This is a genomic window from Tellurirhabdus rosea (genome assembly GCF_026278345.1).
Lineage (GTDB): Bacteria > Bacteroidota > Bacteroidia > Cytophagales > Spirosomataceae > Tellurirhabdus > Tellurirhabdus rosea.
The window spans coordinates 1,408,719-1,434,320 of record NZ_CP111085.1; the positions used below are offsets into that span (position 1 = coordinate 1,408,719).

The following is a 25,602-nucleotide window of genomic DNA, read 5'->3' on the forward strand; positions in this document are numbered from 1 at the left end:
TCTCTATGCGTGTTATCTTTCCGTAGCAATACCAATCTCTATGCAGGTCGTTTCACACGAAATTCTTGACACAGAAGCCATTCGCCGCGATTTTCCGGTGCTTCACCAGAAGGTGAGCGGCCGGGATCTGGTGTATTTTGACAACGCCGCCACGACCCAGAAGCCCAAGGCAGTGATCGACGCCCTGACCGGATACTACGAAGGATACAACGCCAATATTCACCGGGGCATCCACCACCTCGCCGAAAAGGCTACGGGTGCGTTTGAGGCTACCCGGATAGCTATCCAGCGCTTCCTGAACGCCGCGCATGTCGAGGAAATCATTTTCACCTACGGCACCACGGACGGCATTAACCTGGTGGCGCAGACGTACGGCCGGAAATTCCTCGGCGAAGGCGACGAAATTATCATTTCCACGATGGAACACCACTCCAACATCGTCCCCTGGCAGATGCTCTGCGAGGAACGCGGCTGCGTGCTGAAGGTGATTCCGGTGGATGACAACGGGGATCTGATTCTCGAAGAATACGAAAAGCTGCTGACCGACCGGACCAGATTTGTCTCGGTCGTGTACGTTTCCAACGCGCTGGGCACGATCAATCCCGTCAAGACCATCATCGACAAGGCGCATGCCGTCGGGGCGAAGGTGCTCATCGACGGAGCGCAGGCCACCTCCCACCTCGACATCGACGTGCAGGCGCTGGACCCTGACTTTTTTGTCTTTTCGGCCCACAAGCTCTACGGCCCGACGGGCATGGGCGCGCTGTACGGCAAGCGGGAAGTGCTCGAAGCCATGCCCCCCTGGCGCGGTGGCGGCGAGATGATCAAGGAAGTCACGTTTGAAAAGACAACCTATAACGACCTGCCCTACAAGTTCGAAGCCGGAACGCCGAACATTGCCGACGTCATTGCCACGCAGTACGCCCTCGAATACGTGGACACCCTCGGTAAGAAGAACATCGCCGCCCACGAAAACCAGCTGCTGGCCTACGCCACCGATGCCCTTTCCAGCATCGACGGACTCCGGCTTGTCGGCACGGCGAAAGAAAAAATCAGCGTGGTTTCGTTCGTCATGGACGGCATTCACCACCAGGACATCGGCGTTATTCTCGACCAGCAGGGCATTGCCGTCCGGACGGGTCACCACTGCACCCAGCCGTTGATGCGCCGCTTCGGCATTGCCGGAACCACCCGGGCGTCGTTTGCCGTTTACAACACGACCGAAGAAATCGACCGGCTGGTACAGGGGCTGCACCGGGTGAAGAAGATGATGCTGTAATCCTGTTTTCGGTTGTCCGTTTTCGGTTTTCTGTTGCGCTGCCTCACTATTTATTCTCTGAGTATCCAAAACAACGGAAAACGGACAACAGAAAACTGAAAACTCACAACCGATATGCTTACGGAAGTCACACTGAAAAAGAGCCAGGTTATCGACAGCTTTCGGGACTTGCCGGAGGAGGTAACGGCTGACGAGTTGATTGAGAAGATTTTATTTATTCAGAGCGTTGAGCGGGGATTGCAGCAATCGGAACGTGGCGAAGTGACGCCGCACGACCAATTTATGCAGGAGCTTAAAGCAATGAAAAAAGATGATCGCCTGGAGTGACGAAGCAAAAGAAACTACCAGAGATATTTACGCCAAATTGTTAGAAGAATCGTCTGTTTACGCCGAAAACTGGCTGACAGAACTGGAACATAAGCTTGAGTTGCTCGAACAGTTCCCGGAAATGGGAAGACAGGTTCCGGAATTTGGTCTTTCTTTTATTCGGGAAGTTTTTGTCAAAAAATACAGGTTAGTCTATTCCTATTTGAACCAGAACATTACCATTGTTGCCATACGCCCGATGGGCCGGCCACTTGGCAGAATATAACCGATGACCATCAACGAGAAACAGGACGAAATCATTGAGGAGTTTGACCTCTTCGACGATCCGCTGGATAAAACGCAGTACATCATCGACCTCGGCAAGAAGCTGCCGCCCTTGTCTGACCAGTACCACCAGGACCGAAACCTGATTCCGGGCTGCCAGTCAAAGGTCTGGCTGCATTCCGAGATGCGGGGCGAGGTGGCGCACTTTGAAGCCGACAGCGAGCCGACCGCCCAGATCAGCAAGGGCCTTGTCAGTCTGCTGATTCGGGTGCTGAACGACGAAAAGCCGGAGCACATCGCCGCGGCTGATCTGTATTTCATCGACCGCATCGGCCTCAGCAGCCTCGTCACCTCCCGGCGGGCCGGCGGACTGGCTTCGATGCTCAGAAAAATGAAGGAATTTGCGGTCGCCAACGCCGCGGTTAACAGTTAAAACGCCAAGCCGTGTTTTTACCCATGTCTGAAACCGAACTGAAAGAAAAAGTTGTTGAGGCCGTGAAGACGGTATACGACCCCGAAATCCCGGTGGATGTGTACGAGCTCGGGCTTATCTACGACATCAAGATATTCCCGGTGAACAACGTCTACGTGCTGATGACGCTGACCTCGCCCTCCTGCCCTTCTGCCGGGACCATTCCGGCCGAAATCGAGCAGCGAATCCGCGAGATTGAAGGCGTCAACGATGTCAGCGTCGAACTCACCTTCGACCCGCCCTACTCGACCGAAATGATGTCGGAAGTAGCGAAGCTGGAGCTGGGATTTATGTAAATTTTCATTTTAAACTTTAAATTTTACCCTGCATATGTATCCTCCTCATTTAGTTGCCCCGATGAAGGCCGACCTGGTAAACGCCGGGTTCCAGGATCTTGCCACGGCTGAGGACGTGGTGAATACGATGGAAAACGCCGAAGGCACCATGCTCGTTGTGGTTAATTCGGTCTGTGGTTGTGCGGCCGGGGCTGCCCGTCCGGGCGTGAAGGCGGCGGTTGCGGCCAGCGACATCAAGCCGGACAAACTGGTGACGGTGTTTGCCGGTGTGGATCAGGAAGCAACGGCCAAGATGCGGGAGTACCTCCTGCCCTACCCGCCGTCGTCGCCGTCAGTAGCGCTGTTCAAGGATGGCGAACTGGTTCATTTTATTGAGCGCCACCACATCGAAGGCCGCTCGGCCCAAATGATCGCCCAGCACCTGGTGATGGCGTTCGAAGAGTTCTGCGAAAAAGCGTAACGCGGGAAAAGACAAAAGAGTAAAGACAAGAGACAAAAGACGGGAGCTCGGCAGATCAGAGTTTCCTATCCTTTGTCTCTTTTTCTTTTGTCCCAGATCGCTTGTCCCTTGTCACTTCTCTCCCCACCCCATCTCTCTTCTTTCTTATCTCTTTCCTCCTTTTTCTTTTCTCTCATCTCTTGTCCCCCCTTCAAAGCGGATACGCCGCCACCAGTTCAATCTCAATGAACTTGTCGGGATGCACCAGCGAGGCCAGGCCGACGGTCGAGCGGATGGGCTTCACCGGATTTTCCTTCGTTCCGAAATACTGCGCGTAGGCATCAAACCAGCCCTGATAATCGTGCTTACCGCCCTGAAAGCGGTCGGGGGCGACGTACACCCGCAGCATAATCACATCTTTGAAAGACAGGCCGCGGCTTTTCAGCGTTTTCTCGAACGTCTTCAGAATGTCCAGCGCCTGCATTTTGGTGTTCCCAAACCGTTTATACGTTCCTTCGGCGGCGGTACTGTCGGCCACCCCGGCCACTATGCCGCTGGTCCAGAGCATTTTTTTGCCCGCCGGAATAATGGCTCCCGACGAGATTGGAGAGGCGGTCGAACCGTAGTACTCTACCTGCTGGGCCGACCCGCTCAAAGCACCCAGCAAAAAAACCAGACCGATAAGAACTGTTTTCATCTTTTCCGGTAAAATTGAATTTAACATGTAAATTATTGGGATTTTCTAAAAATTAACACTACATAATTTTACGAATCCAACAATTATAAAAATTATATTTTACCAAAATCAAAAGTGTCGTTAAATTAACGCAGCGCCGCACGCACTTATCCTACGTATTTAACCACTTAAACTACGGTAGAATGAATCGCCGAAATTTTTTGGCCGCAACCGGCGTTGCCAGCCTCGCGGTCGCCTCGGGCGTGACGAGCTGTGCCCCCCGCCCCCGTCTGGCTACCACCCGAACCTATTCGGTTCCCAAACTCAAACTTTCGCTCGACCGCATTGTCAAGGAAACCGTCGGGCTGCGGCCGTTCCGGGCTTCCGGGCCGCGCATTGCCCGGGAGGAACTGGGTTCCAAAACGCTGGTGCACAACTACGGACATGGCGGCAGCGGCTGGTCGCTTTCCTGGGGCACGGGGAATCTAGCCCGGGAGATGGTGCTGGCGACCGGCGAGCGCAAAGTGGCGGTACTCGGCTGCGGCACCGTCGGGCTGGCAACGGCGCGACTCCTGCAGGAACGGGGTCTGGAGGTAACCATCTACACCAAAGACCTGCCGCCCAACATCACCAGCAGCGTCGCCACGGGCACCTGGTCGCCGGCCTCCCGCGTCTGCGACCCCACCAAAGCGACGCCCGAGTTCCGGCAGCAGTGGGAACAGGCTACCCGCTTTTCCTTCCGGACGTTTCAGTTTCTGCTCGGCATGAACGACATCGCCGCCTGGGTGGACGAATACAATGTCTACAAGACCAGGCCCACCGGCCAGCCCGACATCGGTCAGGGCGGCGAAGTGTACCACCTCGACGGGCTGCTGCCCGAACGGCAGGAGCTTTCCGCCAAGCAGCATCCGTTTGGGGCGGCTTACGTCACCTGGCGTTCCAACATGATGTTCAACATTCCGAGTTATCTGCACCACCAGATGAGCACGTTTGTGATGCTGGGCGGCCGGATCCTGATTCGGGAAATTAAAAAGCTGGAAGACATCGACGCCCTGCCCGAACGCTGCGTGGTGAACTGCATGGGCCTGGGTGCCAAGGCCGTTTTCAACGACGAAGAACTAACACCGGTCTCCGGCCAGCTGGCCTGCCTCATTCCCCAGCCCGAAGTCACCTACAAGCTCAATGCGCAGGGCGCCAGCGTCATCGCCCGGAAAGACGGCATTTACCTCGGCGGCAACGGCCTCGTCGGCAACTGGGACACAACCCCCAAGCGCGAATATACCGAGCAGTTTGTCGAGCGGATCCAGCAGGTCATGAATGAAATGACTGATTGACTGAATGACTGAATGACTGATAGGCAGTCCGCTTATCTATCAGTCATTCAGTCATTCAGTCAATCAGTCATTCAACCTCCCCTCCGCCCGCTAGAAGTTCCGCTTGAAAAACGACCAGGCGTTTTGCCACGAAATCCGCTTTATGATTTCGTCCGGGCTGATTTTGTTGAAGTCATGGGTGAGGCCGGGGGCTTTTTCTTCGACCATGTAATGATAGATGTGGCGTTCCAGGTAGCCCACCATGTCGTCGTAATCCTCCACCGTCCAGATGCCGTTGACGGGGTTGACGATGCCGTCGTAATCGCTGCCGATGGCGAGGTTGTCCCAGGAGGGCAGCCCGTTTCGGTCGAGCAGTTCGGCAATGTGCCGGAATTGGCGCCAGATTACCTCCGTCCGGTAATGGAGGATTTTGTGACGGAAAATCGAATGCTTGACGCGCCGGATGGTTTCATCGTCGGCCAGCCGTCTTTCGTCCAGTTGCAACCCAAAAATCCCGTTCGACTGCACCACGCGAACGATTTCGTCATCGTAAAAATTGATGTCATCCGGGCAGAGCTTTTCGCCCGTCTCCGGCGAGTCGATAATCGTGGGCTGGTCCATAGACCGGCGTCCGTTGGCCGCTCCGTGACTGACAATGATCGGCAGTTTCGGAAAATCGGCATCCCGAATGGCAAAGAACTCCCGGCGGGCCAGGGCGCTCATGTGCTTGATGTCAATCAGAACCCGCCGCCCGACCGTGCGGTCCAGCAACAGCCGCAAAACCTGTTCTCCCAGAGCGGAAAAGCCCGTTCCGATGTTCTTCTCCTGGTCGCACAGCCTGTTCAACGGGGGCGGCAGACTCCGGGCGTGGCCGCACAGGTCATTGTTGAAATGGTGGCTGAACGTGACAAAAAAGGGCGCTTTGTCGAACGTCTTGATCTGCCGGACTTTGTCCAGCACGTCGGCGTCGCTAACGGGCTGGTCGAGCCCGGTATTCAGCACGTGCAGCCCTTCGATGGAGAGCACCAGCGCGATCTTGGTCTGAACGGCATGACGGGGATTCCGCATCTTCGCTTCCAGTTCCGAATCGTTGAAATCCATCACCGCTTCCAGCTCCTGAAACGAGGATACAATGCTGTAGGCATAGTTCATGCCGTCGATGCGGGTGAATTTTTCGTTGTTGGCCAGCAGAAAATCCCATTCCAGCAGCAGATCGGCGAAGTAATCGGTCATGTTCTGGATGTGGTTGATCCGGGGCACGCTCAGACCGGCCGTGAACTCGGAAACCAGATCAGCCAGCGCTCCGGTGCCGAGTTTCGTTCTGAAAAACCCTTTTTCGATGGACCCCAGCGAAACGGTCATCACCCCCGTTCGGCCGTAAGCCGCCGCGGTCAGGTTCGCCTGCGAAAAGCGGGTCAGGCCCTTGACAAAATTGAGCAGCTTGTCGCCCGCGCCTGGCGGGTCGTAATTCCAGACCGAATTTAGATCACCGGGCCGGTTGGAAGCCTGTCCGGGCGTACCCATTCTGAAACTGCGCCCGAAGGGTTTGTAGGTGGGGTGGCAGTGCAGGTCTACAAAAAAATCGTGCTGAGGCATGGTGCGGAAGATTAAGAGGAAGAGTCATTTCTTCTTTAAGTTGGCACAAAAAAAAGCTGACCCGACGGGACCAGCTTTGATTTTAGCGAGCGGTAGTTAACCACCGAATAATCAATCAGTTAAATCAGGCAGCCAGTACCGCCGACGGACTGCTGGTTTCGGGCAGCAGCGAAAGCGCTTCCTCAATCACCGCCCCCGGACTTTCGGCGTTCACCTCCAGCACGGCCCGGTGGCGTTCCCGATTCAGCGCGCCCCATTCTTCGGGCTGGGACGTGGTATAGATGACCACGCTCGGCACTTTGAGCGCCGACGCAAGGTGGGCCACGCCCGTATCATTGCTCACCAGCAGAGAAGCCCGGCTCAGGACCCAGGCCAGCGTACCCAAGTCCGTTTTGCCGGCCAGGCTGACGGCCGAGGAGTGCATCTGTTCGCGCACACTTTCGACAATCGGCCCTTCGCTCTGCGTACCCGTCAGCACGACCTTGTACCCCTGCTCGGCCAGCGAATCGGCGACCTGCGCAAAGTGACTTTCGGGCCAGCGACGGGCCGAAATACCGCCCGGATGAATGCAGACGTACTCTTTGGGGTTGAGGCTGTCGAGTTCCGGAATCAGAGCCGCCCGGAGTCCATCTTGTTTGGTCAACGGAAAATCGAGGTCAAAACCCTGCGTCGGGATGCCCAGAAAGTCCATCAGACTCAGGTGCTTCCGGATTTCGTGCTCGCCTTCCGGGTACGGCATGTAGAATTCGGGATTGACGTTGTAGGCTTTCAGACCGGCCGGGTAAAATCCGGCCGTCACGCGGGCACCCAGCAATTCCATCATCGGGTTGACCAGCGTGCCGTTGCCCTGCATCTGGAGGGCCAGATCGAAATGGCGCTGCTGCATCAGTTTGAGAAACGCGACCGTCCGGCCCGCATCGACCGGTTGTTCGGGCAGGCCCGGCCATCCCGGAAAATCGATAAATTCATCGATGTACATCGGGAACCGGGCGACGAACTCCTTTGCCCAGGGCAGGCTGATAAGCGTAATTTTCGCCCGTGGAAAGGCCATCCGCAGCGCCCGCAGCGCCGGAATGGCTACCATCAGGTCGCCCAGTTTGATGGCCCGAAAAATCGCTATTGAATCCGGCTGCCTTCGTAAGGCGGCCACGATTTTGTTATTCATAGGGATATGGATATTGATTGAATGATTGATTGACTGACCATCAGGCAGTAAAAGTATATGGTCGAAATCAGTCATTCAGTCATTCAGTCATTCAACTATTACCAATAGAGTGTTCGATGCTTGCAAGCTCCGTACAGCCGCCAGTAGACGGACAGAAAAGGCGTTGCGGCGGTGGTAACGAGGGTTTGTCCGACATGCTGCGGGGTGAGCCGGGTGCCCCAGAGGCGACGCACGACCAGCACCAGCAGAAAAGCCGTAAACAGACCGAAGCCATACGAGGCCACATACGGCAGTTCGGCCAGCACCCCGAAAGCCCCCAGCAGGAAGCCGATAACAACCGCGTAGTACATCAGCACCAGATTGCCGTAGGCCGGAATGCGCTCCCGGAAAAGCCGGGGATGCCGTTTGTACAGCAGCGCATCGTAGCAATTCTTCCGCTCGTCCTTCAGGCAGGCCCACCAGGCCGCTTCCCGGATCGGATGCACGACGGTGACGTTTTTGCGCTTCGTGACCGGAATCTCGTTCTCGATAAACTTGAATTGCAGATCGCTGTCTTCGCGCCACGCAATGTCGAAGCTTTCTTCCAGTCCGCCGACCTTTTCGAGGGCGGCTCTGGAGCAGAAACAGTTGGCGGTGACAAACTCGGTCGTTTCCAGAAACGTCGTCACGCGTTCGTAATCCGTCGGCTTTTCCGAGCAGGGCACCACCAGGCGGCCCGACACCACTTCCGCCCCTTCGATAAAGGCGTCCACGGCATTGCGAATCCAGTTTTCGTCGGGAATACAGTCGTCGTCCGTAAAGCCGATGATACTGCCCCGCGACTCTTTCCAGCCCCGGTTGCGGGCGGCGGCCGGTCCGCGTCGCTCGGGCTGACCGAGGTACCGGAGCGGCACCGTCGTATTCCGGGCGGTGATCTCTACTGCTTCCCGCGTGGCGGTGTCGTTGCCATCGTCCACCACAATAATTTCAAACGTATGAAAGGGCAATTCCTGTTTCAGTAAGGCTTCCAGGCACCGGTTCAGCAACGCCGGCCGCCGAAAGGTCGGGACGATAATGGATACTAACGGTTTCATAATGATGAGTTAATAATTAAGAATTATGAGTTATGAGTTGAAAACAGCAGAGCTAACTCATAACTCTTAACTCTTAACTGATAATTATTCCTTCCCACTCCTGGCTTTCTTTCACGACTCCGCGTCCGTACCAGGCCGGTTTCTCGCTGTCGCTGCCCGTTCCGTGGCCGGTTTTGGTCAGCATGAACGAGCCGATGACAAGCGCATCCAGCGGCGAGGTCCAGAAAGATTCGACGGCGTCGCGGGGAGTACAGACGATGGGTTCGCCCCGCGTGTTGAACGAGGTATTGATCAGAACCGGAACACCGGTTTTTTCGTAGAATGCTTTAATTAACGCATAATAAACCGGATTCTGGGACCGGTTGATAGTTTGAATCCGGGCCGTACCGTCGCTGTGGCAGACCGCCGGAATGCGTTCGGTGACCTCCGGCCGCACGTCGTTGATAAACAGCATGAACGGCGACTTGCGGGCGTTGACAAAGTACTCGTCGGCCATCTCCTCCAGCACCACCGGCGCAACGGGCCGGAAGTCTTCGCGGTCCTTCAGATCGTTCATTTTCTGCTGCATATCCGCCGGAAACGGAGCCGCCAGCAACGACCGGGCCCCGAGCGCCCGCGGCCCAAATTCCATCCCGGTCTGAAACCAGCCGATGACGTTGCCCTGGGCCAGATAATCGGCCACATCGGAGGCCACATCGTCCATCTTGCGGTACGGCAGTTTCGACCATTTCAGGAAGGCTTCGATTTCGTCGTCGGTAAACCGGGGTCCCAGGTAGACGTCTTCCATCACATACGCCCGTTCGGTGGCGTTCCGCTGCCGGGTGTCGATGCACATCGCGGCTCCCAGCGCCGTGCCCGAGTCGCCGGAAGCGGGCTGTACCCAGATGTCGCGGAACGGGCCCTTGTCGCGCAGCCGGGCGTTCATGACGCAGTTGAGCGCCACCCCGCCCGCCATGCAGAGCGTGTCGCAGCCGGTGACCTCGTGCAGCCAGGTGATTAGTTTCAGGACGGTTTCTTCCAGCACCAGTTGCAGCGAGGCCGCAATGTCAAAATGCTTCTGTTCCAGCGGACCGCCTTTTTCGCGCATAGGGCCAAATTCCCCGGCGAAGTCCGGCGTGTCGATGGTGTATTGCCCATTCTGTCCCAACCGGATCAGGTTGCGGAAATAATCGGCGTACTTCGGCTCCCCGAACGAAGCCAGCGCCATCACCTTGTATTCGTCGGACGAATGCAGGAAGCCGAGGTATTCGGTCATCCGTTCGTAGAGCAGGCCCAGCGAATGCGGCAGGTGCACTTCGCCCAGCAGTTTCAGGTCGTTGCCTTCGCCCAGCCAATAGCTCGTGGTAGCCAGTTCGCCGCGCCCGTCGATGACGATGACCGCCGCCCGCGTATGCGGACTGGGGAGAAACGCGCTCGCCGCGTGCGCCAGGTGGTGATTCACAAAATGCCACTGATACGGGCCGTCGCGACGGGCTGCTTTCCAGCGGGCCGACAGGTGCAGGGGCACGCCATCGACGAGGTGGCCCGGCGCGTTGACGATAGACGACAGAAACAGCGGGTCCCAGGGATTGAGCCACTGGCTATCGGTCGGCTGGTAGCCCGGCTTCAGCGGAATTTCGAGCGTATCGGCGTCTTTTTTATCCCCCAGCAGCAGAGACGGGTCCAACGAATAGGCAATGTGGTCTACTTCCGCCAGCGTGATTCCGGCCGTTTTCAGGCAGAAATCGATGGCATTATACGGCAGTTCGTAGGTAGAAAAGGGAATCGGGCGCTTGCCGTGTTTGATGTGGGTAAAGCGTTCCTCTTCCGCCGCCGCCAGCACCACCCCATCTTTTACAATAGCCGCCGTCTGGTCGTGAAAGGCCGCATTAATTCCAAGAGTAATCATAACGTTTATTTTAAGTTACCAGGTTTAGAGTTTATGGTTTATGGTTGCTTCCTGCCAACGGTACTCTTTTTTGGCCTCAGGTTATCACCATAAACTCTAAACTATAAACCATAAACTATTCCCCCTTTTAGGTCCCCGATAGGGCAATGGTTCCAATGGTTAGTTCTTCTACTGCTTTCACAATTCCGTCTACGGATGCTTTCGGTTCGGCGGGGCCGGGGAACCGCTGCAGCAGCATGTTGCGCGAACGCAGGGGTTCGGGTACGTCGAAATAAAGCACCCGGTTGGGCACCAGCCAGGGCGTATGCTGCGGGTTGGTCATGGCGTACAGCACCACCACCGGCGTTCCGACGGCCGAGGCGATATGCACCGGACCGGTATTGTTGGAAACCACCACCGGCGCCTGGGCGATGAGGCCGCAGAAAACATCCAGCGGGAGCTTTCCGGTCAGGTTCACCGCGCCGGGACCAATCTGCTTGCGGATGTCTTCGGTATAGGCCCGTTCGGACTTACTGCCCGTCAGCACCACCTGAAAACCCAGTTCGCTGGTGAGCCGCCGCCCCGCTTTGATAAATTCCTCTGCCGGATAACGCCGTTTTTCCTCGCTCACGCCCGTGTGCATGACCAGCCAGGGCTGGTGCGGCTGCACGCCGGTTGCCGAAAGACTTTCGAGGGCCTGAATCACCGCATTCGGCGGGACAGACAGCGACAGTTGCCGGTTTGCGGTTGTCGCGCCGACCGCCTCCACCAGGGTCAGTTGCCGTTCGACCTCGTGCCGAGTGGCGCACAGCACCTCCGGGTCCGGGACCCAGGGACTCATCAGGTAGTAGGGATTTTCGCGGCAGTAACCCAGCACGTTTGGGATACCAGCCATGTAGCAAAGCAGCGCCGCCGGTAACGGATTCTGGCTCTGGACGTTGAAGATCACCGCCGCCTGGAACCGCCGACGACGCAGCAGTTCGACCAGTTTGACAACCGCCTCCCGGTTCGGGACGTCCTGCGTGGACACCCAGGGAACGTCAAACGTGATAACGTTGTCAATCTCCGGAATCATCCGCGCGATGGCCGCTCCCGCCGAGGAGGTCAGCAGCGTCAGTCGCCGGCCCGGCAGGCTTTCTTTCAGCGCCCGGAAGGCCGGAGTCGTCATCAGCACGTCGCCCATGTTATCCGGACGGATACACAGGATATGCGGACACTTTTCCCATTGAAAGGATTCGGTCGAAGATTCGGTCGAAGACCCGGTGGAAGCCTCCCTGCTGCGGGGATCATCAGACCGGATGACCCGGTCGTTTTTTTTCTCGCGCCGATTGTTGACTGACATAATGATTCAGGATGCCGGCTTAGTTAACTAACCTCCTGTTCGAATGAAGCAGAAAGGTTATTGTGGGGTTTACTAACCGATTGGGTGGTATGCTTGAGTATGAATTCTGCGGCATCCAGCATGTGCCGGGCCCGGTAAGTGGGTGTCCGGAACGAGCCGGTCAGCCATTCCGTTTCGTTCCCGTGTTCGAGCAGAACGGTCCGGCAGCCTGCCCGGTTGCCCGCTTCCACATCGTTGAGGATGTCGCCGATCATCCAGGATTCTTCCAGATTCAGGTCGTGGTCGGCCGCCGCGCGGGTCAGCAGACCGGGCTCGGGCTTGCGGCAGGCGCAGGTGATGGAATACGCCGGAACGGAGCCGCCGGGATGATGCGGACAGTAGTAAAATCCGTCCAGACTCACCCCGTAGGGCCGCAGCAAGACCTGCAACTGCACTTCCACAAACGTCAGGGCCTGCTCTTCGAAATACCCGTGTGCCACGCCCGACTGGTTGGAAATAACAATCAGCCGAAAACCAGCCGCCCCGAGCCGTCGCAGCGCCTCTCCCGTCTCCGGATAAAGCTCAATCTGACCGGGTTCTACATTGTAGGGAACGTCGCGGATCAGCGTTCCATCTTTGTCGAGAAATATAGCGCGTTCACTCATGCTCGTTCGGATTTTTGTAGACAAGAGAGACAAGACAAGAGACAAACGACGAGTCGACAGGATGGACCGCGTGTAACATTGGCAAACGTTCATTTCATCTCCACCCTCCCGTCTCTTGTCTTATGTCTCTCCTCTCTTGTCCTTTTTCAACTAAACTCCGAAACGAACATTTCTTCACGCGGTTCGACATTAACGGCTGCGAACCGAGCACCGGCTCGACCTTTTCCACGCGCAGGACCTGCGGACGCGGCAGGCCCACCGTTTCGTACAGGCTGGCCGTGAGTTGGGCCACGCTCTGCCAGGTGAAATGCTTGTGGACGCGGCGCAGGGCATTCCGCCGCAGCGCGTTCTGAATCCGCGGGTACTGAATCAGGGTCAGCATCCGGTTGGCCAGCGTTTCCGGGTTGTTGGGAGGAACCAGAAAACCTGTCTGTCCGTCCATAATGGTGTGTTTAATGCCTCCAACCTCCGAACCGATCACCGGCACGCCGCAGGCCATCGCCTCCAGCGGGGTAATGCCGAAAGGTTCGTACCAGGGCGTCGTGACAAACACGTCGGCGGCGCTGTAGAAGTAACGCAGCGTATCGCGCTGACGGCGGCCTGCAAACGTCACCCATTCTTCCACGCCCTCCTCCCGGGCCAGCGCCTGAAGGCGGCCGATCTCGGGCGTGATGGCGGGGTCGGGCACATCGGACTCGCCGCCGACAATGAGCAAACGGGCCCAGACGCCGTGGTCGCGGCGCAGCGTACCGACCGCCCGGACGACGTTATCGACGCCTTTGCGGGGCACCATCCGGCCCAGTTGGAGAATGATGATTTCGTTGGGATCAAGGCCCAGCAGCAGCCGCGCCAGCAGTTTATCCACGACGTAAAATTCGGACGTATTGACGCCGTTGGGCACAATCGTGATTTTGGCGGGGTCGGCTTCGTAGAGGGTCATCAGGTCTTCGCGGTCCTGCGGACACAGCGCCACCAGCTGGTCGGCCTCCCGAATCACGCGTTCCTCGATGGCAAAGCGTTCGGCCGGGAACCGGTCGCATTCGCCCTGGATCATCCGCCGGACCTTACCCAGCGCGTGGAAGGTAACGACGAACGGGATGCCGAGCTCCTTTTTGATATCCGCAGCCACGAGCGCCGACATGAAGAAATGCGCGTGAACCAGCCGGTACGGATTGCCTTCTTTTTCCGAGAAACGGATAAAATTCGCCGTAAAATCCTTCATGAACGGCAGCAGCTCCTCTTTCGGCACGTAGTGTACCGGCCCCGCTTCGAGGTGGACGATGCGAACATTAGGCTGCCATTCTACGACCTGCGGTAAATTTTTGTCATCCCAGCGTGTAAAGATGTCTATCTGATACCCGATTTTTGCCAGCGCCTGCGCCAGCTCGGCCACGGCGATGTTTTGCCCTCCGGCATCAACACCGCCCACCAGCGCCAGCGGTGACGCGTGTTCACTGATTAAAGCAAGTTTCCATTTCATTGAGTGTGGTGTTCCGGCAGACAATCCGTCGGTCCAGTTCGTCAGATCTGCTGGCCAGAAATGTTCTTTACAAACCGGGTGTTCCGCAAAAGGTTACATGAAAGACCGTTTATGTTCATCAAAGTGAGCCAACGGACGCCTCTTTTTTTGATGCATAGAAAGTATGCTTATTTATCAATATAGTACACTTAATCACTGATTATGAATAAAATAGCGTTGATTACCGGGGCAACTTCCGGCATAGGAAGAGCGGTTGCAGAGGCATTTGCCGACCTGAATTACAAATTAATTCTCTGCGGTCGCCGGACCGGACGACTGGATGAAGTCCGGAGCGCGCTGTCGGCCAGAACGGAAGTGACCACCCTCCAGTTCGACGTACGCGACCGGGCGGCCGTTGAATCGGCCATCCTTTCGCTGCCTGCGGAGTGGCAGTCGGTTTCGGTGCTGGTCAACAATGCTGGAAACGCCCACGGGCTGGCCCCGATTCAGGAAGGCAGTGTGGACGACTGGGACCAGATGATCGACGGAAATGTGCAGGGCTTGCTGTATGTGTCAAAAGCCGTTATTCCGGGCATGGTAGAGCGCCGGAGCGGTCATATCGTGAACGTCAGTTCCATCGCCGGCAAGCAGACCTACGCCAACGGCACGGTGTACTGCGCCTCCAAAGCCGCCGTGGAAGCCATCAGCGAAGGCATGCGCCTCGACCTGACGCAGCATGGCATCAAAGTAACCAACATCGCGCCCGGAGCCGTGGAAACCGAATTTTCGATGGTCCGCTTCAAAGGCGACGAAGAACGGGCCGGAAAAGTTTACCAGGGATTTGACCCGCTGAAAGCCAGTGACATTGCCGACGCCATCGTGTACGCCGTCACCGCCCCCGCCAACGTCCACATCGCCGACATTACCATCCTGGCCGCCGCCCAGGCCAGCGCCACAACAATAGTTAAAAGTTAAAAGTTAAGAGTTAAAAGTAAGCTCTGCTGATTCAGGTTTCTGACTTAGCGGAGCCTACTTTTAACTCTTAACTTTTAACTCTTAATTCTTAACTCTTACTGTTGGCTCCCGTCAACTGTTCGGTTTGGGCGTAGCCTTCTTTGGCGGGCGGGCCGAGGACGGGGACGTCGCCGCGGGGGAAGGCTTTTTCCTCCTGAAACTGGCCTTTGCCGTCGATGGAGGTGCCCTGCGTCCAGCGGCGGTTTTCGCCCGCCGACGGCTCGGCGTCGATATTGGTATTGACAAAGAGGTAGTTTACTTCCTGATTTTCATTAGCCTGCGGGAAACTGTTCGGAATGGGGTGTACTTTGGTAATATCGCCGTGGCCCAGTTCCTCCAGCACGGCCAGCCACTGGTTCTGGTGCATGGTGTCGCGGGCGATCAGAAAGGCGAGCATGTCTTTCATGCCCGGGTCGTCGGTGAGTTCGTACAGACGGGTAGCGAGGAGCCGTCCGGTCGATTCGGCCATCACGTTGGCATACATGTCGGCCGCCAGATTTCCCGAGCTGACCACCCAGGAGCCGTTGAAAGGCACCCCGTTGGCGTCGGCGGCCATGGCTCCCAATCCGCCGGACAGGTAATGACGCGGGTCCATGCCTCCCATGATAGCGCCCACGATGGGGCTCTGGCCTACAATTTCATCCACAATGCCTCCTGAAGCTCCTTCCAGATTCAAGGCAACGGCCGTGGACAGCATCTCGATATGGGCGATTTCCTCTGTGCCCGTGTCCAGCAGCATGTCCTTGTAGCGAACCGGCCCCCGTGAATTCCAGCCCTGAAAGAGGTACTGCAAACAGACCCGGATTTCGCCTTCAATACCGCCAATGGCCTGCTGCAGGGCCCGGGCAAAGGTTGGATTCGGCTTTTCTACCCGGACTTTGTACTGCAATTTTTTGTCGTGATAAAACATGCTGTGGATGAATTTGGTGAAACATAACGTTGTCCCCCAGTCAACAGCACGGTCCCCTGATTGTTGAAAAATCGGGTAACTATTTAGCCAAATTCTATTGACTTAATATACTAAACTTTTTAACACCTCCCGGTCCACGGAATGCCGGCCGGAATACGGAAGTAGTCGGATGCCCGGCATATCCGCCTCAATCTGTTGCAGATAGCCCCTGATGTCCGGAATGGTCACCAAATACTCGTCCTGCTCGCCGTAGACGTAGAAAGTTTCCACGCCCGCGAGCCGGTCCCGGTCGATAATCGTCTGCAGACCCGTGGGAAAGAAACCGGCCCAGAGGATAAGCCGGTCGGCGCGAATCTGCCCCGCCTGAAGCCAGCGGCAGGCCTGCACCGCTCCCTGCGAAAACCCAAGCAAGTGAATCGTTACAGCAGCGGGATCAACCGTCCGGAAAAGAGTATCCCAGAGCGCATTGAGATACCGAATGCCATCTTCGATCTCGTGCTGCCGGTCTTCGCGGGTCATCCAGCTGGCCCCGATGCGGTCGTACTTTCCGTCCAGATAGAACCGGGAAAGGCCCTCCGGAGCCACCACAAATGTGTCGTCATTCTGCACCACATCGAACCGCCGGAGAAAAAACTGCGCGAGTTGTCCGTACCCATGCAGCACAAACCAGACATGCCGGGTAGCGTCTGTCAGCTGCCCAAGCGTGTAGTACCGGGCCGTGCGGGGAACGGTAAGGTGAGCTTCGTTCATGGTCGAGTGGCTGAATGGTTGAATGATTGATAGGTTGATCAGGCTTCGCTATGTCCAAACTTTGCGCAGCAATTCAACCTATCAACCATTCAATCATTCAGCTATTAAAAATCATGCATGTCGTGGTGGCGTGGGCGTACAGGCGGCCCTGTTCGTCTTCGACCCGTGCTTCGGCGGTGGCGACGCTCCGGCCGACGTGGATGACGGTGCCGGTGCAGGTCAGCCGCCCGGTTTTTGCCGTGATGGGCCGGACCATGTTCACCTTGATTTCCAGCGTGGTGTAACTGAGGCCCTCTTTCAGTTTGGTATGCACGGCGCAGCCCATGGCCGAGTCGCAGAGCGTGCAGACCAGCCCGCCATGAACCAGCCCAATCGGGTTGTAGTGGTATTCGGCCGGAACGACGGCGAACACGGCTTTTCCGTCTTCCACGGAAACGGGTTCAAAGCCGAGCGCCTGGCCGATTGGGGCCGTCGGGTTCTGGCCGTCGATGATGCTTTGCAAATAGGCCAGACCGGACATGGATTTGGCCGCCTGCGCGCCTTGCTGCGGGTCCTCCCAGGTGATGGTGCGGGTACGTTTTTCTTCTGCCATGTAATGTATCGGGTGATGAATCCTAAGCGGGATTCCCGCCTAATTTATGCGGATAAAGCTAAAATAAATGCGGAGGATTTGCCGAAAAGTCTTTTTCAGCGGTCTGTTGGATGCATCCGCGGCCTGATGGTCAGTCCTCGTGGCCTTTCCGGGCGGTTTGCACCGCAAATAATTCCTGCGAAAAAAGGTCCAGCGCCCCGATGGCTTTTTCGCCCAGTTCGGTCCGGACGCGTTCGTGCAGGCCTTTCCAGATTTTGTGGCACCGCTTGGCAATGGCGGTTCCCTCCTCTGTCAGGTACAGCCCGCGGCGCACATTGTCTGTAATCCAGCCGCGTTTCTGCAGCAACTGAATGTCCCGGCTCAGGGCGGACTTCTCGATCTGCAGACGCCGTGACAGCTCCACCTGCCGGACAGCGGGCAGGGCAAAAATGTGCATCAGCAGACTCGCCTGGGCAAAGGTCACCCCTTCCGCCGCGAAAGCTTCGTTGTAAAGTGTCGTGATGACCCGCGACAGCATACGCAGCCGTCCAGCAATGCAGAAGTTGGTCGCTTCCATGCTCCAAATTTATTCACAAAAGTTGCATACACAACTTTTTTAGACCACATTTACCGCCAGTTCCAATCCAACCTTCTGAAAACCATGACCACAACCTCTCCGCTTACGCTGCTCGAAGACAGCTTTCAGCAACTAACCACCGTCCTCGCCCGCCTTTCGGCGGACGACTGGACCCGCGAACAGAACGGCAAATGGACGCTGGCGCAGGAAACGGCGCACATTCTGAAAGCCAACCAGCAGACGGCCCTGCTGCTGAGTCCGGCGGGCCGGGCGCTCTGGCGCTCCAATACCCGTCCCTCTCTCGCCTCGGAGGCTATCCGCGACGCCTACAAAACGGCGCTGGCGGCCAATCCGGGCGTAGTCAATACGGCGACCGCTCCGGCCGAGGATGCCGTGCAGAAAACTCCGGCCGAGCAACTGGCCGCCTGGAAAGAGACCGGCGAGGCCCTGTCGCACCACGTTGCCGCCCTGAGTGAAGAAGATCTCGACGGGTTCACTGTCTGGAAACATCCGCTGCTGGGTCCGCTGACGGCCCGCGAAATGATCTATTTCACGGGCCATCATACCCAGCACCATGCCGTCAGCATGCTCCGGAAACTGGGCGAAGTGCGGCTTTAAACGGCTTTTCGCTCCGGCGTCACGACCGGTTCGCTCACCGCAACTTCTTTAGGCGGGCGCTGGCTCCAGTACGTAGCCAGCAGCGAGCCGGTCATGTTCATGATCGGACCAAACAGGGCCGGAGCCAGCCCGACCGTCGCCACTTTGCCCATTTGCAGGGCGATACCGGAGGCCAGACCGCCATTCTGAAGACCGACTTCGATGGAAACCGTGCGGCAGCTCTGCTCGTCGAGGCCGAAAATCCGCCCGCTCCAGTAGCCGAGCAGGAAGCCGCAGAGGTTGTGAATGAGCACACACAGGGCCAGCGTCCAGCCCACCGTCAGCAGGCTTTCGCGCCCGGCGGCCGTGATGATGCCGACGATCAGCACAATGCCGCCCATCGAGATCAGCGGCATTACCCGGTTCAGCATGACGGCCGATTTGCGGAATACGCGGTTAAGAACCAGACCGAGGGCAACGGGCAGAATGATGATCTGCATGATTTCCACCACCATTTTGAGGAAGTCGATTTCAATCAGTTGACCGGCCAGCAGCTTCATCAACGCGGGCGTTACAAACGGAGCCAGCAGGGTCGAGATCGACGTGACGGTGATCGAAAGGGGCACGTTGGCTTTGGCAATAAAGCACATCACGTTGGAAGCCAGGCCACTCGGGGAGCAGCCGATCAGCACCACGCCCGCCGCAATTTCGGGCGGAAAGCTGAACACATTGGCCAGCGTGAAGCCCAGGGCGGGCATGATGATAAAGTGACAGATTACCCCGATAATGACGGCTTTGGGCGTTTTGGTAACCTGGTCAAAGTCGCTGATTGACATAGTCGTACCCATGCCGAGCATGATGATCTGCAGCAGCGGGATAATCAGCTTTTTGAGCGGAAAACCGCCGATTTCGACAAAAGCGGCCGGAAACGAAAGGGCCAGTACGACCACCAGCAGAATCAGGACGGTGTAAATGAGGTTCTTCCAGGAAGAGGAGGCGTTGGTTTCGGACTTCATTGCGGTTTAGGAAAAAATGAACAATGAACAGGGAATGGCGGAGGATTGCCTTGGTACTATGAGTGGATTAACCTACAAAGAAAAAACCTCCCCGAATATACTTTGAACAAGACCTTTTTGCATTAAACCAGCCTCCCCACCCGTCTGCCGTTCATTCTTCATCAAACAGCACTCCTTCCTTCAGCGCGTACGTCGAAACCCGCATTTCTCTGATGTCGAACGTTTTCAACACGTAGTCGATCAGGCAGACGGCCACCACAATCATGTCCACCCGCAGTTCGATCATGCCGGGCAGGGCCATCCGTTCGTCATGATTCCGGGTCAGGAGCAGCTCATACGACCGGTAAAATTCGGCCAGCGTCAAGTCGAAGGCGGTTTGGTCCGCCGGGGGCCAGTGGCCGCGTTCGTGCTGGTACTGCATGTCCACGAGCGTATCGAACGTGCCGGAGGAGCCCGCCAGCACCTGCGGCTGATATTGGTGAATGGCGTTGGCGAGGGGCAGCAGTTGTTCCTGAAAATAGGCGTGCAGCCGCTGTACCGCCGTCGGGCTAAGGGGGTCGCTGTGCATGAACCGCTCCATGAGCCGCTGCCCGCCGATTTCGAAGCTCTGTTTCCAGAAAATCCGGTCCCGATTGCAGAGGATGAACTCAACGCTGCCCCCACCGATGTCCATAATCAGGGCCGTGCGCGCGTCGAGCACGCCCGACGCCCGTACGCCCTTGTAAATGTAGGTCGCCTCCTGGTCGCCCGAAATGACCGAAATCCGGATGCCGGTTTCCTGCCGGATACGCTCGATGAACTCCGCCTGGTTGCCAGCGTTGCGGATGGCGCTGGTGCCCATCGCCACGGTGCTTTCGACGGGCACGCCAAACTCGTCGAGTTTTTCCCGGAAATAGCGCAGGACCGTCAGGGCCCGTTCGGTAGCCTCTCCGGTAATGACGCCCTGGTTGATGCCCGCTTTGCCGATTTTGGCCGGGCGACTTTCGCGGAACAGCATCCGGTGGCTGCCGTCGGGCTGTAGTTCCGCAATCATGAGGTGGAAGGTGTTTGTACCGAGATCGATGATGGAGGTCATAGGCAGTGTTTGAAGGGAGGAAAAGGAGAAAGGGGAGGAAGGGGAGGAAAAGAAGGGAAAAGTTCAGGAGTAAGCATTTATCCCTTTCCACCTCTCCTCCCCTTCCTCCTCTCTTCCCCTTCCATTTAATCCCGCAAAACTATTGTTTTTTCCTCCCTAAACTTTTACATTTGCAATCCGTTTGTTTCAAGGACATTAATTGAGGTCAAAAATATGCTTATCGTAAACGTAAAAGAAAACGAATCGATTGACAAAGCGCTGAAGCGTTTCAAGAAGAAGTTTGAAAAAACTGGCGTTCTTCGCGAACTGCGTTCACGTACTGCCTTCGAGAAGCCTTCTGTAAAGCGTCGTCATGAGATTCTGAACGCCGTTTACAAACAGAAGACGTACGGCAACAAGAACCAGTAGTCGCTACGCAGTCTGCTTCGGGCAGATCGGAAACGCTTAAATGTATTGGGTGGCAGTAGGCAAATCGCTTACTGCTTTTTTTTTGCGCCACCGGCTGTCGGGCAGAGCCAAATTCCGCTTAATTTTCGTCCCAACGCGACCCAACGTTTTATGGATACCCCCTTTCAGTCTTTCCTCGAACACATTCGATACGAAAAGCGCCTGAGCCACCACACCCTGACGGCCTACGGAGCCGACCTGGAGCAGTTCGGGGCGTTTCTTCAAAAGGATTTTGGCCTCGAAAACGCCGGAGCGGCCAATCACCTCCAGATTCGGGCCTGGATCGTGAGTCTGGTGGAAAGCGGCCTCGACAAGACCTCCGTGAACCGGAAAATCGCCACCCTGCGGACGTACTTCGGCTACCTGACCCGCCGGAAGGTCATCGAGGCGGACCCGACGCTGAAAATTCAGGCCCTGAAAACCAGCAAGAAACTGCCCGTTTACGTGGAGGAGAAGCCGATGGAAACGCTGCTCGACGAGGTGGAATTTCCGGAGGATTTCGCCGGACTGCGCGACAAGCTGGTACTGGAACTGCTCTACGGCACGGGCATCCGTCTGGCCGAACTCGTCGGCCTGCAAACGAGCGACGTCAATCTCTACGAACGGACCATCACCGTCCTCGGCAAGCGCAACAAACACCGGATTGTGCCGATCACGGCCAGCCTGTTCAGCCTGATTCAGAACTATTTACAGGCCAAGCAAACCGAACTGGGGCCGAAAGCCGACGACATCTACCTCATCGTCAGCGACCAGGGCAACAAAGCCTACCCCGTGCTGATTCAGCGAATTGTGAAGAAATACCTGAACGTGGTAACGACGCTGGAGAAGAAAAGCCCGCACGTGCTGCGCCACACCTTTGCCACGCACCTGCTCAACCGGGGGGCCGACCTGAACGCCATCAAGGACCTCCTCGGTCACAGCAGTCTGGCCGCGACCCAGATTTACACGCACAACAGCATCGAAAAGCTCAAGAAAGCCTATGACCAGGCTCATCCGAAAGCAAAGTGATTTCCTTAATTTTGCCGCATGAACCCTTCCGCCATTCGCGAGGCGCTGCTGGACATTATCCGGCAGCAGCCTGATTCCGATAAAGCCATTCCGTACCTGACCCAGCAGGCCAGCATATACGCTAACCAGCCGGGGAAAGCCATTTTTTTCCGGGTTTTTGCCGCCCTTCCCCGCTTTACGGGAAAACGGGTTATCGAAACCTCTCCGCAGTCCCGGCATTTTCTGCACGGACTCCGCCCCGGCTTCTCCGTGGAGGGCTGGACGCTCGACCGGCTTGCCCGGGTCTGGTGGCTCCTGCACCTTTCTGCCGAAGACCGCGACGAGGTGGTCAGCACCGTGGAAACACTCATCAAGTCGGCGGAGATGAACGAACTGGTGGCGATTTACTCCGCCCTGCCGGTACTGCCCTTCCCGGATGCCTGGCGCTTTCAGGCGACGGAGGCCGTTCGCAGCAACATCGGCCCCGTGCAGGACGCCATCATGCTCCGGAACCCGTACGCGTCCGAGCAGCTGGACCAGAACGCCTGGAACCAGTTGATCATGAAGGCTTTCTTCAACGACAAGGATATTTCCCAGATCATCGGCCACCGCGAACGCCGCAATGCGGACCTGGCGGCCATCGCCACCGATTTCGCCCGCGAACGCCGCGCCGCCGGCCGCCCCGTCCCCCCCAAGCTCTGGGAACAGGCCGAGCCGTTCGTGAGCCCGGAGCTTAGGGAGCTGTTTTGAGTTTTCTGTTTTCCGTTCTTCGTTGCATGGTACAGAGATGGCTATCTTCTGCGGAGCAACAGAAAACGGAAAACAGAAAACGGAAAACTCAAAACCGACTCAATACCACCGGAACGACAGACCCGCCGACAGGAGCAGGTTCTGGGTGTTCTGGATTTCGTTGTAGTTGAAAAAGACCTGCTGGTATTGCGCCTGCAGCTCCGCGCCCAGCCGACCTTCGGGGCCGCCGAACTGGAACCGGACGCCCGCCGCCGGTGCAATAGCCGCGCGGATGCCCTGCTCCCGGTCCGCCAGCGAACCCCAGTATTTCGTGTAGGTCACGTACGCGCCGCCCGCGCCCGCCTGAATGTATGGACGGATGGGGGCGTTGACGCCCGTGAAGAAAAACGACCCGATGGCCAGTACCGGCACCGTCGTCAGCGTCCGGGTCTGCACCGCCGAAATAGCGCCGCTGCCCGTTTCTATCGTCTGCCGGGGTAGTCGCTCCGAAAGGTACTGATACCCCGTCCGGACGCCCGCCGAAAAATTCTTCGGAAAAACTGCTTCCAGAGCAAGGCCGAACGCCGCATTGTTGCGGCTGTTGATAAAGTCGGTCTGCGTGCCTGACGGAATCGCCACGCCGCCGTACAGCGTCGCCCGTCCGGTCACAAATCGTTCGTAAAACGACGGCATCTGGTAGCCGCCTTCCTGAGCCAGTGCCACTCCCGCCACCAGCCACAGCATCAACATCATCGAAATGCGTTTCATGGTCAGCGGTAGTTAACGGGCGGTACGGAGATACGGAGACTGTTCCAGCACGGCGTTGATGGTCCGGGCGAAGCTGGCCGCGTCAAAAATGCCGTTGCCGCGGATTTCGGCCGTCCAGAGGACGTTCACCTGCTGCGTCTGCTGGTTGGCATTTTTCAAATCCACGATTTCGATAATCCAGTAGCGGTCGCTCACCTCATAAAACTGGTAAGGCGAGCCGTAGCCCAGACCATAGCCGGAGCCATAGCCTAGTCCCCAGCCCGAACCAAAGCCCGGTCCGAAAAAGAAAGGATCGTAGAACGGATTGGTCGTCACGCCGGTGTACTGGTTGTCGACCCGGGCGACGATGACGCCGAGGTCCGGTCTTTGGTTCCGGTTCACCCGCTGGAATCCGCGCCCGGTCAGGCTGGTCGAAACCTGGTCCAGAAACTGCACTTCCTCCGTTATGGCTGAGGCAATCTGGCGGTTATTGGCCAGTACCAGCACCGAATCCGGCAGGGAGAATGTCTGGTAACTGCCGAAGTTGACGTTGCGGTCGTAGTTGGTAATAAACACCTGGCTGTCCTCCGGCGAAAGATCCGCCAGCGGCTCCCGTTCACAGGCCGACAGCCCGGCCAGGAGGCAGATTGCCCACAGCCAGAGAGGCTGGAGAAGTTGTTTACGGTTCATTGTTTTGTTCGTTTGTTGATTTGGTACTGAGGTTGTTTCCCGCAGATTTTCGCTGATTCACAGCGCAGATTTTCGCAGAAAAAAATACGTTCTGCGAAAATCTGCGCTGTGAATCAGCGAAAATCTGCGGGAACCCGCTTGACACCGTGATGACCGATTGTCCTTTATTTAACGAAAAACGGCTGCTCTAAATTTTCCAAAAACCTATCCGTTGTCATTGAAACCAACCGGTATAAGGTGCAACTTGCAGGCTTTAACAAGGGCCGGTCAGTTTTGTTAGCTGATTAGCCTCATTACGCTAAACCACTATGGAATTTCTGGATACAATCCGCGGGATGAAGTTTATCGATATGCACGCGCATATGGTATCCCGCACCACGGACGATTATCAGGCCATGTCCGACGCGGGCGTGGTCGCCGTGATAGAACCCGCTTTCTGGCTCGGACAGCCGCGCACGGGCGTGGATACTTTCCGGGATTATTTCAGCAGTCTGGTCGGTTGGGAGCGCTTCCGGGCGTCGCAGTTCGGCATCCGGCATTACTGCACCATCGGTCTGAATTCAAAAGAATCCAACAACGAGGCGCTGGCCGAGCAGGTGATGGAAATTCTGCCCCTGTTTCTTTACAAGGAAGGCGTAGTCGGCGTGGGTGAAATCGGCTTCGACGACCAGACGGCCCTCGAAGAAAAATACTACCGTGCCCAGCTCGACCTCGCCAAAGAGGCCGGCCTGCCCGTGCAGGTGCACACGCCCCACCGCGACAAGAAACGGGGTACGACCCGCAGCATGGACATTGCCCTCGAACAGGGCCTTGACCCGAAGATGGTCATCATCGACCATAACAATGAGGAAACGGTCCGGGAAGTGCTCGACCGGGGTTTCTGGGCGGCGTTTACGATCTACCCGTTCACCAAAATGGGCAACGAGCGGATGGTCGAAATCGTGAAGCAGTACGGCACCGACCGCATCATGGTCAATTCGGCCTGCGACTGGGGCATCAGCGATCCGTTGGCCGTTCCCAAGACGGCTTACCTGATGAAAGTGAACGGCATTTCGGACGAAGACATCGAAACCGTCACCTATTACAACGCCCTGAAAGCCTTCGGGCAGAGCGGTCAGATCAGCCTCGAAGAACTTGAACAGCCCGTCGTCATCGACCAGAGTCAGAAGTTCAAAGGCAGCACCGTCCTCCGCGGCGGCCAGGCCCCGCGGGTTGATAAGTCGTCGGTGTTTATTCGATAATTCATTTAGTGATTGAGCGATTGAGTGATTGAGCGGTGT

The 25,602-nt window shown here is 56.9% G+C and carries 29 protein-coding genes; 13 read left to right on the forward strand and 16 right to left on the reverse strand.

Annotation, left to right across the window (positions count from 1 at the left end):
* Nucleotides 1-40: 40 nt before the first annotated feature.
* From ORG26_RS05845 to ORG26_RS05870, 6 genes are all read left to right on the forward strand, one after another.
* The gene (locus ORG26_RS05845) at nt 41-1,279 is read left to right on the forward strand and encodes a SufS family cysteine desulfurase (protein ID WP_266367592.1); all 1,239 of its coding nucleotides are present in this window, start codon (nt 41-43) and stop codon (nt 1,277-1,279) included.
* A 114-nt stretch (nt 1,280-1,393) separates the two neighbouring features.
* The gene (locus ORG26_RS05850) at nt 1,394-1,606 is read left to right on the forward strand and encodes a hypothetical protein (protein ID WP_266367593.1); all 213 of its coding nucleotides are present in this window, start codon (nt 1,394-1,396) and stop codon (nt 1,604-1,606) included.
* Nucleotides 1,590-1,871 (forward strand): type II toxin-antitoxin system RelE/ParE family toxin, encoded by a 282-nt coding sequence (locus ORG26_RS05855; protein WP_266367594.1) that lies wholly within the window; start codon nt 1,590-1,592, stop codon nt 1,869-1,871. Before ORG26_RS05850 ends, ORG26_RS05855 begins: the two co-directional genes overlap by 17 nt.
* Before the next feature lie 3 nt (nt 1,872-1,874).
* Nucleotides 1,875-2,303 carry a SufE family protein gene (locus ORG26_RS05860; RefSeq protein ID WP_266367595.1) on the forward strand — a complete coding sequence of 143 codons (429 nt, stop codon included), beginning with the start codon at nt 1,875-1,877 and terminating at the stop codon, nt 2,301-2,303.
* 23 nt (nt 2,304-2,326) lie between these two features.
* Complete coding sequence (locus tag ORG26_RS05865) at nt 2,327-2,638, forward strand: SUF system Fe-S cluster assembly protein (protein WP_266367596.1); 312 nt, start codon at nt 2,327-2,329, stop codon at nt 2,636-2,638.
* 34 nt (nt 2,639-2,672) lie between these two features.
* Nucleotides 2,673-3,098: a BrxA/BrxB family bacilliredoxin gene (locus ORG26_RS05870; protein WP_266367597.1), complete on the forward strand. Its 426-nt coding sequence runs from the start codon at nt 2,673-2,675 to the stop codon at nt 3,096-3,098.
* 190 nt (nt 3,099-3,288) lie between these two features.
* On the opposite strand, the gene ORG26_RS05875 is transcribed toward ORG26_RS05870, so the two are convergent.
* Nucleotides 3,289-3,774 carry a RidA family protein gene (locus ORG26_RS05875; protein WP_266367598.1) on the reverse strand — a complete coding sequence of 162 codons (486 nt, stop codon included), beginning with the start codon at nt 3,772-3,774 and terminating at the stop codon, nt 3,289-3,291.
* A 182-nt stretch (nt 3,775-3,956) separates the two neighbouring features.
* On the opposite strand from ORG26_RS05875, the gene ORG26_RS05880 reads away from it, so the two are divergent.
* The gene (locus ORG26_RS05880) at nt 3,957-5,087 is read left to right on the forward strand and encodes an FAD-dependent oxidoreductase (RefSeq protein ID WP_266367599.1); all 1,131 of its coding nucleotides are present in this window, start codon (nt 3,957-3,959) and stop codon (nt 5,085-5,087) included.
* A 90-nt stretch (nt 5,088-5,177) separates the two neighbouring features.
* Here ORG26_RS05880 and ORG26_RS05885 read toward each other — a convergent pair whose 3' ends face one another.
* From ORG26_RS05885 to ORG26_RS05915, 7 genes are all read right to left on the reverse strand, one after another.
* Entirely contained in the window at nt 5,178-6,662 is a 1,485-nt protein-coding gene (locus tag ORG26_RS05885) for a membrane dipeptidase (protein WP_266367600.1), read from the reverse strand.
* A 124-nt stretch (nt 6,663-6,786) separates the two neighbouring features.
* Nucleotides 6,787-7,827, reverse strand: coding sequence for a glycosyltransferase family 9 protein (locus tag ORG26_RS05890; protein WP_266367601.1), 1,041 nt, complete (start codon nt 7,825-7,827; stop codon nt 6,787-6,789).
* Between the two features lie 98 nt (nt 7,828-7,925).
* A complete protein-coding gene (locus ORG26_RS05895) occupies nt 7,926-8,900 on the reverse strand; it encodes a glycosyltransferase family 2 protein (RefSeq protein WP_266367602.1) in 975 nt (324 codons plus the stop codon).
* Nucleotides 8,901-8,973: 73 nt separating this feature from the next.
* The gene (locus ORG26_RS05900; RefSeq protein WP_266367603.1) at nt 8,974-10,788 is read right to left on the reverse strand and encodes a carbamoyltransferase family protein; all 1,815 of its coding nucleotides are present in this window, start codon (nt 10,786-10,788) and stop codon (nt 8,974-8,976) included.
* Between the two features lie 127 nt (nt 10,789-10,915).
* On the reverse strand, nt 10,916-12,109 hold the full coding sequence (locus ORG26_RS05905; protein ID WP_266367604.1) for a glycosyltransferase family 9 protein: 1,194 nt from the start codon (nt 12,107-12,109) through the stop codon (nt 10,916-10,918).
* 23 nt (nt 12,110-12,132) lie between these two features.
* A complete protein-coding gene (locus ORG26_RS05910) occupies nt 12,133-12,753 on the reverse strand; it encodes a D-glycero-alpha-D-manno-heptose-1,7-bisphosphate 7-phosphatase (protein WP_266367605.1) in 621 nt (206 codons plus the stop codon).
* Nucleotides 12,754-12,847: 94 nt separating this feature from the next.
* Nucleotides 12,848-14,233 carry a glycosyltransferase family 4 protein gene (locus tag ORG26_RS05915; RefSeq protein WP_266367606.1) on the reverse strand — a complete coding sequence of 462 codons (1,386 nt, stop codon included), beginning with the start codon at nt 14,231-14,233 and terminating at the stop codon, nt 12,848-12,850.
* Nucleotides 14,234-14,434: 201 nt separating this feature from the next.
* Between ORG26_RS05915 and ORG26_RS05920 the strand changes: the two genes are divergently transcribed.
* Entirely contained in the window at nt 14,435-15,187 is a 753-nt protein-coding gene (locus ORG26_RS05920) for an SDR family NAD(P)-dependent oxidoreductase (protein WP_266367607.1), read from the forward strand.
* An 88-nt stretch (nt 15,188-15,275) separates the two neighbouring features.
* Here the strand turns inward: ORG26_RS05920 and ORG26_RS05925 are convergent, their stop codons facing one another.
* The 4 genes from ORG26_RS05925 to ORG26_RS05940 all read right to left on the reverse strand — a co-directional run bounded on the left by ORG26_RS05925 (nt 15,276) and on the right by ORG26_RS05940 (nt 18,034).
* Nucleotides 15,276-16,136 carry a manganese catalase family protein gene (locus tag ORG26_RS05925; protein ID WP_266367608.1) on the reverse strand — a complete coding sequence of 287 codons (861 nt, stop codon included), beginning with the start codon at nt 16,134-16,136 and terminating at the stop codon, nt 15,276-15,278.
* Nucleotides 16,137-16,238: 102 nt separating this feature from the next.
* Nucleotides 16,239-16,886, reverse strand: a complete 648-nt coding sequence (locus ORG26_RS05930; RefSeq protein ID WP_266367609.1) for an alpha/beta hydrolase — start codon at nt 16,884-16,886, stop codon at nt 16,239-16,241.
* 97 nt (nt 16,887-16,983) lie between these two features.
* On the reverse strand, nt 16,984-17,478 hold the full coding sequence (locus ORG26_RS05935) for a PaaI family thioesterase (protein WP_266367610.1): 495 nt from the start codon (nt 17,476-17,478) through the stop codon (nt 16,984-16,986).
* A gap of 130 nt (nt 17,479-17,608) precedes the next feature.
* The gene (locus ORG26_RS05940) at nt 17,609-18,034 is read right to left on the reverse strand and encodes a MarR family winged helix-turn-helix transcriptional regulator (RefSeq protein ID WP_266367611.1); all 426 of its coding nucleotides are present in this window, start codon (nt 18,032-18,034) and stop codon (nt 17,609-17,611) included.
* A gap of 84 nt (nt 18,035-18,118) precedes the next feature.
* On the opposite strand from ORG26_RS05940, the gene ORG26_RS05945 reads away from it, so the two are divergent.
* Nucleotides 18,119-18,652 (forward strand): DinB family protein, encoded by a 534-nt coding sequence (locus ORG26_RS05945; protein ID WP_266367612.1) that lies wholly within the window; start codon nt 18,119-18,121, stop codon nt 18,650-18,652.
* Here the strand turns inward: ORG26_RS05945 and ORG26_RS05950 are convergent.
* The gene (locus ORG26_RS05950; protein WP_266367613.1) at nt 18,649-19,647 is read right to left on the reverse strand and encodes a bile acid:sodium symporter family protein; all 999 of its coding nucleotides are present in this window, start codon (nt 19,645-19,647) and stop codon (nt 18,649-18,651) included. The two genes, ORG26_RS05945 and ORG26_RS05950, sit on opposite strands and share 4 nt — an antisense overlap.
* A gap of 151 nt (nt 19,648-19,798) precedes the next feature.
* A complete protein-coding gene (locus ORG26_RS05955) occupies nt 19,799-20,722 on the reverse strand; it encodes a Ppx/GppA phosphatase family protein (protein WP_266367614.1) in 924 nt (307 codons plus the stop codon).
* A 213-nt stretch (nt 20,723-20,935) separates the two neighbouring features.
* On the opposite strand from ORG26_RS05955, the gene rpsU reads away from it, so the two are divergent.
* The 3 genes from rpsU to ORG26_RS05970 all read left to right on the forward strand — a co-directional run bounded on the left by rpsU (nt 20,936) and on the right by ORG26_RS05970 (nt 22,906).
* On the forward strand, nt 20,936-21,130 hold the full coding sequence (rpsU, locus tag ORG26_RS05960; protein WP_266367615.1) for a 30S ribosomal protein S21: 195 nt from the start codon (nt 20,936-20,938) through the stop codon (nt 21,128-21,130).
* A 150-nt stretch (nt 21,131-21,280) separates the two neighbouring features.
* Nucleotides 21,281-22,177, forward strand: coding sequence for a tyrosine-type recombinase/integrase (locus tag ORG26_RS05965; RefSeq protein ID WP_266367616.1), 897 nt, complete (start codon nt 21,281-21,283; stop codon nt 22,175-22,177).
* Nucleotides 22,178-22,195: 18 nt separating this feature from the next.
* Nucleotides 22,196-22,906: an EboA domain-containing protein gene (locus ORG26_RS05970; protein ID WP_266367617.1), complete on the forward strand. Its 711-nt coding sequence runs from the start codon at nt 22,196-22,198 to the stop codon at nt 22,904-22,906.
* 99 nt (nt 22,907-23,005) lie between these two features.
* On the opposite strand, the gene ORG26_RS05975 is transcribed toward ORG26_RS05970, so the two are convergent.
* Together ORG26_RS05975 and ORG26_RS05980 are read right to left on the reverse strand one after the other, a co-directional pair.
* A complete protein-coding gene (locus ORG26_RS05975; RefSeq protein WP_266367618.1) occupies nt 23,006-23,653 on the reverse strand; it encodes a hypothetical protein in 648 nt (215 codons plus the stop codon).
* Between the two features lie 12 nt (nt 23,654-23,665).
* Nucleotides 23,666-24,322, reverse strand: a complete 657-nt coding sequence (locus tag ORG26_RS05980) for a DUF4136 domain-containing protein (RefSeq protein WP_266367619.1) — start codon at nt 24,320-24,322, stop codon at nt 23,666-23,668.
* A 308-nt stretch (nt 24,323-24,630) separates the two neighbouring features.
* Between ORG26_RS05980 and ORG26_RS05985 the strand changes: the two genes are divergently transcribed.
* Nucleotides 24,631-25,563, forward strand: a complete 933-nt coding sequence (locus ORG26_RS05985) for a TatD family hydrolase (RefSeq protein WP_266367620.1) — start codon at nt 24,631-24,633, stop codon at nt 25,561-25,563.
* The last annotated feature ends 39 nt before the right edge of the window (nt 25,564-25,602 follow it).